The sequence below is a fragment of the Saccharopolyspora rectivirgula DSM 43747 genome (assembly GCF_000497205.1).
Classification (GTDB): domain Bacteria; phylum Actinomycetota; class Actinomycetes; order Mycobacteriales; family Pseudonocardiaceae; genus Saccharopolyspora; species Saccharopolyspora rectivirgula.
Genome location: NZ_AYJW01000029.1, coordinates 41,872 through 50,129 on the forward strand (window position 1 = coordinate 41,872; position 8,258 = coordinate 50,129).

The window sequence follows — 8,258 nt, forward strand, 5'->3', positions numbered from 1 at the left end:
ATGGGCTGAGGAGTTAGGTTAGCCTCGGTTTAACTTCATCCGGCCGGAGCATCGAGCGGGCAAGCACAACGCAGTGGGAGCCAGTATGACCATCACTACCTACCCAGCCACCGCGGTCGAAGCCTTCCGGCTCTTCGACGTCGAGGTGGTGGCCGCGTCCCGGCTCAGCCCCAACATGGTCCGCTTGACCTTCGCCGGTCCGGAACTCGAGCACATGACCAGTGGTGGCCTGGACCAGCGCATCAAGTTGGTCTTCCCCGCCGAGGGGCAGAGCGAAGTGGTGGTGCCGTCAGGGCCGCGTCCGCTGCGGGCGATGCGGGAGCTCCCCGTCCATCTGCGACCGAGGTTGCGCACTTACACGGTCAGCGCGTTCCGGCCGCGCCAAGAGCAGTTGGACGTCGACTTCGTGCTGCACGGCGAGGGGCCCGGTGCTTCGTTCGCGATGCGCGCCGTGCCGGGTGACCGCTTGCTGATCTACGCGCCCAACGCCGAATATCCGCACGGGAGCAGGCTTTCCGGCGTTGAGTACCGGATGGACGCTCTGCAGGGCCGAACTCTGCTGGTGGGGGACGAGACAGCGCTGCCGGCCATCGGTGCGATCCTGCGGGAACTGCCGGTGGGAGTGCACGCCAAGGTCTTCGCGGAAATTCCCGAGGAGGACGACGCGCTGCCGCTGCCCAGCGCCGCCGATGTCGAGCTGCACTGGCTGCCGCGAGAAGGCGCTCCGGGAACCGCTGTGGAGAAGGCGGTGCGCGCAGCGGACCTCAGCGGCGCGGACTGGTACGCCTGGGTCGCTGGGGAAGCGAACATGGTCACCGGCGTTCGCCGCCACCTGGTTTCCGAGCGCGGCTGGTCCCGGGACGCGGTGACGTTCATGGGGTACTGGCGCCAAGGCAGGTCTGAAGACGATCCGCAGGCTGACTGAGTCCGGGTTTCGAGCTGGTGCGGCTGATTGCCGCACCAGCTTTCGCGTCCTCAGTGGATTGAGAAGCTGATGACTGGCGCGCGGTTGGCGTTGCGCGGATTTCCCGCGAGAGGAAGTCTTCCGCTCGCAGCGCCGCTGTGCCCGTCCTGCGCGCTCAGCGGCGCGGACTCGACCACCTGATCCGGTCGCGGCGCAGCTCGTCGCGGACGTCCCACGCCGTCCACAGGATTCCGACGAGAAGCACGGCGGTCAGCAGGATGAACAGCAGCGCTTGGATCATGGCGAGCTCCCTTCGGGTCTCCGAGGCAGAAGGACCATCGGGATTGCTTCCACCGTAATCCGACGAATAGTGATCGCTGTCTGTATTGACACGATAAACTCGACCGGATGAAATTTTTCCAAAAGAGGATGTTGTAACTGCCCGTCAATCTGGCTGTTGAGCGCGAAAAAGCTGATCAGAACAAATCACTTTCACCCGCGACGCTCTCGTGGGAGATGTCACGAATTGTAAAGACGCCTGCCTGTTCGAGTGAGTTGTTCACTTTTCGAGTGAACAACTGTGCCAAGAGGGCGTCGTCCTCGCCCTGCGAATGTGGAAATCGGGGCAGCGGATGGGTTCCACAGGGCGACGCCCGACCAGGACGGAAGAATTCCCGCTCCACGCCGGTGAAATCTTTCCACAAGTCCCCGGACGCGAGCTGACCCCCGGTGATCTGTGATGTTTTTCGCCGAATGCGCCGGTTCAGATCAGCGCGCTGCATCGGGAATCTGCCTCCACACTTGGAACACGACGGGCGAAAGCAACCGGTTCGCGAAAATCAGCGACCGAGCTGCGCCCGGTGTGCATCAGCGCATCCGCGCAATGCACGCAAGGGGGGAGGAGACGCATGGCCGAGACCAGGCGGAGCATCGAGAACGCTGGCAATCGCGTCACTACCGGAAATCAGGAAACCGGTCAGCAGTGGAAAGCCGTTCCCGCACCGTCGATTCCGGAGCACGAACGTCCACCCCGGCTCGATCTTCGCAGCAGCCTGGCGGTACGGGTCGCGCGACTGGCCACCTCGATGTCCCGCCGCCTCGGGCTGGGCAGCGGAGGGATGATCGGTGGCCGCATCGCCATGGCGCTGCAGCCCCGGCTGCTCGCTCAGCTGGCCACCGGCCGCAGCATCGTGATGGTCACCGGGACCAACGGCAAGACGACCACCACGCAAATGATCGCGGAAGCCCTTCGCTCCAACGCCGCCACGGTGACCAACGCGACCGGCGCCAACATGCTCGACGGGCATGCCACCGCACTGATCAGTCAGCTCGACGCCCCCTTCGCCGCCCTCGAAGTGGACGAGCTGCACCTGGCCCAGGCGACCGAACAGCTGCAGCCAGCGGTGATCGTTCTGCTCAACCTCAGCCGCGACCAGCTCGACCGGGTCGGCGAGATCCGCACGGTGCAGGCAAGTCTGCGTCGAGCCCTGCAGCAAGCTCCCCAGACCCACGTCATCGCCAACCGGGACGACCCCAACATCGTTGCCGCAGCGGTGGACCACCCCTCGGTCACCTGGGTCTCCGGCGGGGTGCGCTGGAAAGAAGACGCCCAGAACTGCCCCCGGTGCGGCGTTTTCCTCTCCGACCTCGAAGACGACTGGAAGTGCTCCTGCGGTCTGCACCGGCCACCGGCCGATTGGATCGTCACCCCGACCGGGGTGATCGACCCGTACGGCGTGTCGCACGAACTGCCGCTCCGGTTGCCCGGCCACGTCAACCGGGTGAACGCAACCTTCGCCCTGGCCGCTGCGCTGCACCTCGGTTGCGAAGGGGAAGCCGCCCTGCGGCGGATCCGCACCCTCGAACAGGCCAGCGGACGGTACAGCACCATCCGGCTCGACGGCCGCCAGGTGCGGCTGCTGCTGGCGAAGAACCCCGCCAGCTGGCTGGAAATGCTCGACTTGGTGGCCCACAACGGGAAACCGCTCGTCCTGGTGGTCAACAGCCGGGAAGCCGACGGCTACGACGTTTCCTGGTTGTGGGACATCGACTTCTCCGTCCTGCGCGATCGCCACGTGCTGGTCACCGGTGATCGGGCGCTGGACCTCGCGATCCGGCTCCGCTACGAGGAAGTGCCCTGCCAAGTGGCCCCCAGCGTCGAAGAAGCGCTGCGCCTGCTTCCAGCCGGGGAACCGGACGTGATCGCCAACTACACAGCTTTCCGCGACCTGTTCGCCGGGAGGGACCAGAAATGACCACGGAAGCCGTCCGCATCGCACTGCTGCTGCCGGACCTGCTCGGCACCTACGGAGACCGGGGCAACGTGCAAGTGCTCGCGCAGCGCATGAAGTGGCGCGGCATCCCCAGCGAAACCATCACCGTGCTGTCCTCGGCGGACTCGGTTCCGGAAAGCTGCGACCTCTACGTCCTCGGTGGCGGGGAAGACGTGGCCCAGATAGCCGCCGTCCGCTTCCTCAGCCGAGGGCCGGGGCTGAAGCGCGCAGCCCAGCGCGGTGTGCCGATCCTGGCCATCTGCGGCGGCCTGCAGATCCTGGGCACCAAGTTCACCACCGGAGACGGGGCGGAGCGCTCCGGCCTGGAGCTGGTGGACGCCGTCACCGAACCCGGCAGCAAGCGCGCCATCGGCGAGGTCAGCACCCAGTGCACCCTCGGCGACGTGGGAATGCTGACCGGATTCGAGAACCACCTGGGACGAACCAGGCTCGGCGGCAGCACCCAGCCCCTGGGAAGAGTGCTGCGCGGCATCGGCAACGGCGTAGCAGAAGCCGAAGGTGCGGTGGCCGGGCACGTGGTGTGCACCTACATGCACGGTCCCGTGCTGGCCCGCAATCCGAAACTGGCCGACCTGCTGCTGGAATGGGCGATCGGAGAGCCGCTCGAACCGCTGCCGGAACTCCCGGAACTGCCCGCGCTGCGCAAGGAGCGCACCAGGCAGCCGCTGCGGCAGCGCAAATAGCAGCCGATCAACCGCGGCGCGCCAACCGGCGCAGCCGCTCCACGGCCGGGCTCAACTCCGGTGCCCGGAGCAAGGCCAGCACTCCCAAGGTCACCGCGAGCACCACCACCGCGTGCACCACCAAGCCCAGCCAGGCGTCGGGCACCGGGGAGAGCGGAGGAAGAACCCGGTGCAGCAGCGCCACGGCCGCAGCAGAGCACCCGCAACCGACAGCCGAGGCGAAAACCGTGCGCGCGATGCCCGCTGCGGTGCGCCAAGTCTGCAGGTGACCGATGCGGAGGCGAAGCCACAGCTGGCCCAGCACCGCGCCGATGACGAAGCTCAACGACATCGCCAAAGCCACTCCGATCACCACGTGCTCCGGCGGCAGCAGGGCGAGCGCCGCGTAGCACAGCACGCTGCGGACCGCGACCATCACCACGTTGATCCAGGTGGGAGTGCGCGAATCGTGCATCGCGTAGAACGCGCGCAACTGCAGCATGGTGATCGCGAACGGGACGATCCCGATCGCCAGCGCGGCCAGCGTCATCCCGAGCCGGTCCCCGGCAGCCACCCCGCTGGCACCGATGGAGAAGAACGCCACTCCGATGGAACTGCCGGCCACGATCATCACAGCGCTCACCGGCATCAGCAGGATCGCGGTGAGGCGCACCCCCAACCCCAAGTCGGAGACGAACTCGCCGACCTCCCGGTTCGCCGCCGCACGGCTGATCCTGGGCATCAGCGCGGTCAGCAGGGAAACACCGAGCACGCCGTAGGGGACTTGGGACAGCAGCCAGGCGTAGTTGAAGGTCGCCACGCTCCCGGGACTGCCCTGCCCGCACACCCGCGTGATCACCACCATGCCGACCTGGCTGACCACGGTGTACATCAGGACCCAGAAGGCGAGGGAACCGAACTCGCTCAACCGCCGGTCCCAGCCCCACCGCCAGCGGAACCGGAAACCGCTGCGACGCAGGGAAACCGCCATCACCAGGCTCTGCACGGCAATGCCCGAGGCGGTTCCCAGCCCCAGCACCAGCAGCTTCGGCTCGCCCATCCGGACCGGGTCGGTCGAGATCTCGCCCGGCATCAGCGCGTAGCAGATGACCGTGGCGATCACCATGACGTTGTTCACCACCGGCGCCCACGCCGGGATGCCGAAGACGCCGCGCACGTTCAAGATCGCCTGCAGCAGTGCCGAGAGCCCGTAGCAGATGATCCCGGGCAGCAGCAGGTAGGCGAACGCCGTGGTCAGTTCGGCGTTCGCGCGCGTGTCCGCACCCAAGTAGAGGTGCGTGAGCAGCGGAGCCGCCAGCACGGCCAACACGGTCGCCGCCGCCAGCAGCACGACCGCCATGGTCACCATCCACTGGGCGTACGCCTCGCCCTCGTGCTCTCCGCGTTCTCGGGCGCGTACCAGTAGCGGAACCGCGATGCTGGTCAGCACACCGCCCAGCAGGAGCTCGTTGACCACGGTGGGCAAGGTGTTGGCCACCGTGTAGGAGTCGTTCACCACTCCCAGGCCCAGGACGGCGACCAGCAGCACTTTCGCCAGCAAACCGCTGACCCGGCTGACCGCGGTGCCGAGCGCCATGGCACTGCTCGCGCGGGCGAGGGAAGAACTTCGAGAACGAGACCCGGTTTCGACCAAAGCGTCCCCTCCCAGCTGTCAGGCGACTGAGCTGACCGTGCCACGAATCAGGTGTTCCCGCCGGGCAGCGGGCGCTCGATTGCCCATGGCAACCTGATCGGGGAACCTGCATCGGGAGGATCTTTTGCTGGCAGCTGTTGGTGGATCGCTCGCCCTCGTCGGGGTGGTGCTGGCATTCACCGTGGGAGGGGATGGCGCGGGAGGATGGCTGCTGCCGTTCGCCTTCATCGCCGCCGGGGCGGGGACGGTCGTGGCCGGGGTGGTGGCAACGGTCCGCCGCCGGTTGGCGCCGGTCAAGGCAGTCGCCGAAGTGCACCGCCAAGAGAACTTCGGGCCGCTGCAACGGGTTCGGGCCGTGCCGCGGATGTTCGTCGACACCTTGCGCGGAACCAACCCGGTGCTGCGGCGGTACCAGGCGGTCCTGTGGGTGATCGCGCTGATCTACTTGGTTTGGCCGCTCGACTTCATCCCGGACCTGTTGCCGCTGTTGGGGGTCAGCGATGACATCGGTGTTGGAGCGTGGCTGGTGACCAGCCTGTACGCGGAGTCCGGCAACTACCTGGCCTCGGGGGGGCGAGCGCGTGAATAGTCAGAACCCCGTGGCCGGGGGCCGTTCGGTGCGCTCGTTCTTCCGGCGCCGTCGGAAGAGGGCGTGATCCACTGACCAGGTGCCGCCGTTGAAGCCGAGCGCGAGACCGGCCGCTCCGAGGACCAGCACGAACTCGAAGCCGTTCGGCAAGAACAGGCCGTGCGGGAAGTGCACCAGAACCAGGGCGCCGACCATGTCGACGGCGATCAACAGCCCGACCACGGGCAGCAACAGGCCCACCACCAGGAGGATCCCGCCCACCAGCTCCACCATGGAGCTGTACCAGGCGGCGAGTTGCGGAAGCGGCACACCCATGCCTGCCATGTTCTGGGTCGTGCCGTCGATGCCGTGGACGAAGACCTTCTGCCAGCCGTGGGCGATCAGCACGATGCCCACGCACAACCTGGCGAGGAAGGCGAAGAAGCTCTGCGCGGCGTTCATGAGGGACTCCCGCTCGTTCCGGTCACCGGTGCGGTGCACCGGGACCTGCGCTTTCCGCCATTGTGGTGGTTGCCGGTGCGGCAGTCATCCCGGTGCGGGGCTGCTCGGCCACGGCCACCGGTGCGCAGCGCTGGCGGGGAGAGGGGTGCGGGGCGGTGCGCACCGCACCGTTCGGTGGGGAAGGCGGGTGGCAGCACCCGGCTGGCGCGCTGCCACCCGCAGCAGCCTCAGTCCCGAAGCAGGGAACGAGCCATGACCATGCGCTGGATCTGGTTCGTGCCCTCGTAGATCTGGGTGATCTTGGCGTCCCGCATCATCCGCTCCACCGGGAAGTCCCGGGTGTAGCCGGCGCCGCCGAACAGCTGGACGGCATTGGTGGTGACCTCCATCGCGACGTCGGAGGCGAAGCACTTTGCCGCCGAGGAGATGAACCCGAGGTTCGGTTCACCGCGCTCGGCCCGAGCCGCGGCCACGTACACCATCTGCCGCGCTGCTTCGGTCTTCATCGCCATGTCGGCCAGCATGAACTGGACACCCTGGAAGTCGGCGATGGCGCGGCCGAACTGCTTGCGCTCCTTGACGTAGGCCCGGGCGGCGTCCAGGGCGCCCTGGGCGATGCCGACCGCCTGGGCACCGATGGTGGGGCGGGTGTGGTCCAGGGTGCGCAGCGCGGTCTTGAAGCCGGTCCCCGGTTCACCGATGATCCGGTCCGCCGGGATGGTGCAGTTCTCGAAGTACAGCTCGGCGGTGGGGGAGCCCTTGATGCCGAGCTTCTTCTCCTTCGGGCCCACCACGAAACCGGGGTCGTCGGCGTGCACGACGAAAGCGCTGATGCCGTTGGCCCCCTTGTCCGGGTCGGTGACGGCCATGACGGTGTACCACTTCGACACACCGCCGTTGGTGATCCAGCACTTGCTGCCGTTGAGCACCCAGTGGTCGCCGTCGAGGTGGGCTCGGGTCTTCATGGAGGCGGCGTCCGAACCGGCTTCCCGCTCGGACAGGGCGTAGGAGGCCGTCACCTCACCGGAGGCGATCGACGGCAGCACGGCCTTCTTCAGCTCTTCCGAGCCGGAGAGCAGGATCGGCATGGTGCCGAGTTTGTTGACCGCTGGGATCAGCGAAGAGGAGGCGCAGACCCGGGCGACCTCTTCGATGACGATGCACGTGGCCACCGAGTCGGCGCCCTGGCCACCGTAGGCCTCGGGCACGTGGACCGCGGCGAACCCGGCTTTGGCCAGCGCTTCCAGGGCTTCCTGGGGGTAGCGCTCCTGCTCGTCGACCTCTGCAGCGTGCGGAGCGATTTCCTTTTCGGCCAGTGCGCGCACGGACTCCCGGAGAGCCTCGTGTTCCTCGGCCAGCTTGTAGGTGTCGAAGCTCGGATCCACCGGATGCCTCCTTGCTGCCAGCGGAATGCTGGATATGTGGTCGTGGCTCAGAGATCTGGGCAGGAGGTGTGCCGATGCGGCATTGGGATGAACTCCTGCCAAATCGCCGCTATGGTAACGGCACTCAGTGCCACTAGCAATGCTGTGAGTGCTATATTCCCGCCATGTCAGAGGCTGCTGCTCCCTCTTCGAAGCACCGCTCTGGTCGCACTGTCCGCGGACGGCGCGAGGTGCGCAGCGCGTTGGCGCTGGCCGCCATGAACCTCTTCGTCGAGCAGGGGTTCGAGAAGACGACCGTGGACGAGATCGCCGAAGCAGCGGGGGTGGGG

General features: G+C 67.1%; 10 protein-coding genes. 5 read left to right on the forward strand and 5 right to left on the reverse strand.

Annotated elements, in window-relative coordinates:
• The first annotated feature begins 85 nt into the window (after nt 1–85).
• The gene (locus tag SREC43747_RS0110165) at nt 86–925 is read left to right on the forward strand and encodes a siderophore-interacting protein (RefSeq protein WP_029721110.1); all 840 of its coding nucleotides are present in this window, start codon (nt 86–88) and stop codon (nt 923–925) included.
• A gap of 154 nt (nt 926–1,079) precedes the next feature.
• Here SREC43747_RS0110165 and SREC43747_RS22155 read toward each other — a convergent pair whose 3' ends face one another.
• Together SREC43747_RS22155 and SREC43747_RS21035 are read right to left on the reverse strand one after the other, a co-directional pair.
• Nucleotides 1,080–1,205 (reverse strand): hypothetical protein, encoded by a 126-nt coding sequence (locus tag SREC43747_RS22155; protein ID WP_269077842.1) that lies wholly within the window; start codon nt 1,203–1,205, stop codon nt 1,080–1,082.
• A 175-nt stretch (nt 1,206–1,380) separates the two neighbouring features.
• Nucleotides 1,381–1,686 carry a hypothetical protein gene (locus tag SREC43747_RS21035; RefSeq protein WP_152528378.1) on the reverse strand — a complete coding sequence of 102 codons (306 nt, stop codon included), beginning with the start codon at nt 1,684–1,686 and terminating at the stop codon, nt 1,381–1,383.
• A gap of 126 nt (nt 1,687–1,812) precedes the next feature.
• Between SREC43747_RS21035 and SREC43747_RS0110175 the strand changes: the two genes are divergently transcribed.
• Both SREC43747_RS0110175 and SREC43747_RS0110180 read left to right on the forward strand, forming a co-directional pair.
• Nucleotides 1,813–3,159, forward strand: a complete 1,347-nt coding sequence (locus SREC43747_RS0110175) for a MurT ligase domain-containing protein (protein ID WP_081722512.1) — start codon at nt 1,813–1,815, stop codon at nt 3,157–3,159.
• A complete protein-coding gene (locus SREC43747_RS0110180) occupies nt 3,156–3,881 on the forward strand; it encodes a type 1 glutamine amidotransferase (protein WP_029721112.1) in 726 nt (241 codons plus the stop codon). Before SREC43747_RS0110175 ends, SREC43747_RS0110180 begins: the two co-directional genes overlap by 4 nt.
• A 7-nt stretch (nt 3,882–3,888) precedes the next feature.
• Here the strand turns inward: SREC43747_RS0110180 and murJ are convergent, their stop codons facing one another.
• A complete protein-coding gene (murJ, locus tag SREC43747_RS0110185; protein WP_037331723.1) occupies nt 3,889–5,514 on the reverse strand; it encodes a murein biosynthesis integral membrane protein MurJ in 1,626 nt (541 codons plus the stop codon).
• Between the two features lie 124 nt (nt 5,515–5,638).
• On the opposite strand from murJ, the gene SREC43747_RS0110190 reads away from it, so the two are divergent.
• Nucleotides 5,639–6,103 (forward strand): YkvA family protein, encoded by a 465-nt coding sequence (locus tag SREC43747_RS0110190; RefSeq protein ID WP_236623124.1) that lies wholly within the window; start codon nt 5,639–5,641, stop codon nt 6,101–6,103.
• Here SREC43747_RS0110190 and SREC43747_RS0110195 read toward each other — a convergent pair whose 3' ends face one another.
• Both SREC43747_RS0110195 and SREC43747_RS0110200 read right to left on the reverse strand, forming a co-directional pair.
• On the reverse strand, nt 6,104–6,544 hold the full coding sequence (locus SREC43747_RS0110195) for a DoxX family protein (RefSeq protein ID WP_051387929.1): 441 nt from the start codon (nt 6,542–6,544) through the stop codon (nt 6,104–6,106).
• Between the two features lie 227 nt (nt 6,545–6,771).
• Nucleotides 6,772–7,929 (reverse strand): acyl-CoA dehydrogenase, encoded by a 1,158-nt coding sequence (locus SREC43747_RS0110200; RefSeq protein WP_029721117.1) that lies wholly within the window; start codon nt 7,927–7,929, stop codon nt 6,772–6,774.
• Nucleotides 7,930–8,186: 257 nt separating this feature from the next.
• Here SREC43747_RS0110200 and SREC43747_RS21935 point away from each other — a divergent pair.
• On the forward strand, nt 8,187–8,258 hold a 72-nt coding region (locus tag SREC43747_RS21935), incomplete at its 3' end, for a TetR family transcriptional regulator (protein WP_236623126.1).

Bases quoted from the DNA above. Each gene is read 5' to 3' on its own strand.
- SREC43747_RS0110165 (WP_029721110.1), top strand. From the start codon at position 86: ATGACCATCACTACCTACCCAGCCACCGCGGTCGAAGCCTTCCGGCTC.
- SREC43747_RS22155 (WP_269077842.1), bottom strand. From the start codon at position 1,205: ATGATCCAAGCGCTGCTGTTCATCCTGCTGACCGCCGTGCTTCTCGTC.
- SREC43747_RS21035 (WP_152528378.1), bottom strand. From the start codon at position 1,686: ATGCAGCGCGCTGATCTGAACCGGCGCATTCGGCGAAAAACATCACAG.
- SREC43747_RS0110175 (WP_081722512.1), top strand. From the start codon at position 1,813: ATGGCCGAGACCAGGCGGAGCATCGAGAACGCTGGCAATCGCGTCACT.
- SREC43747_RS0110180 (WP_029721112.1), top strand. From the start codon at position 3,156: ATGACCACGGAAGCCGTCCGCATCGCACTGCTGCTGCCGGACCTGCTC.
- SREC43747_RS0110195 (WP_051387929.1), bottom strand. From the start codon at position 6,544: ATGAACGCCGCGCAGAGCTTCTTCGCCTTCCTCGCCAGGTTGTGCGTG.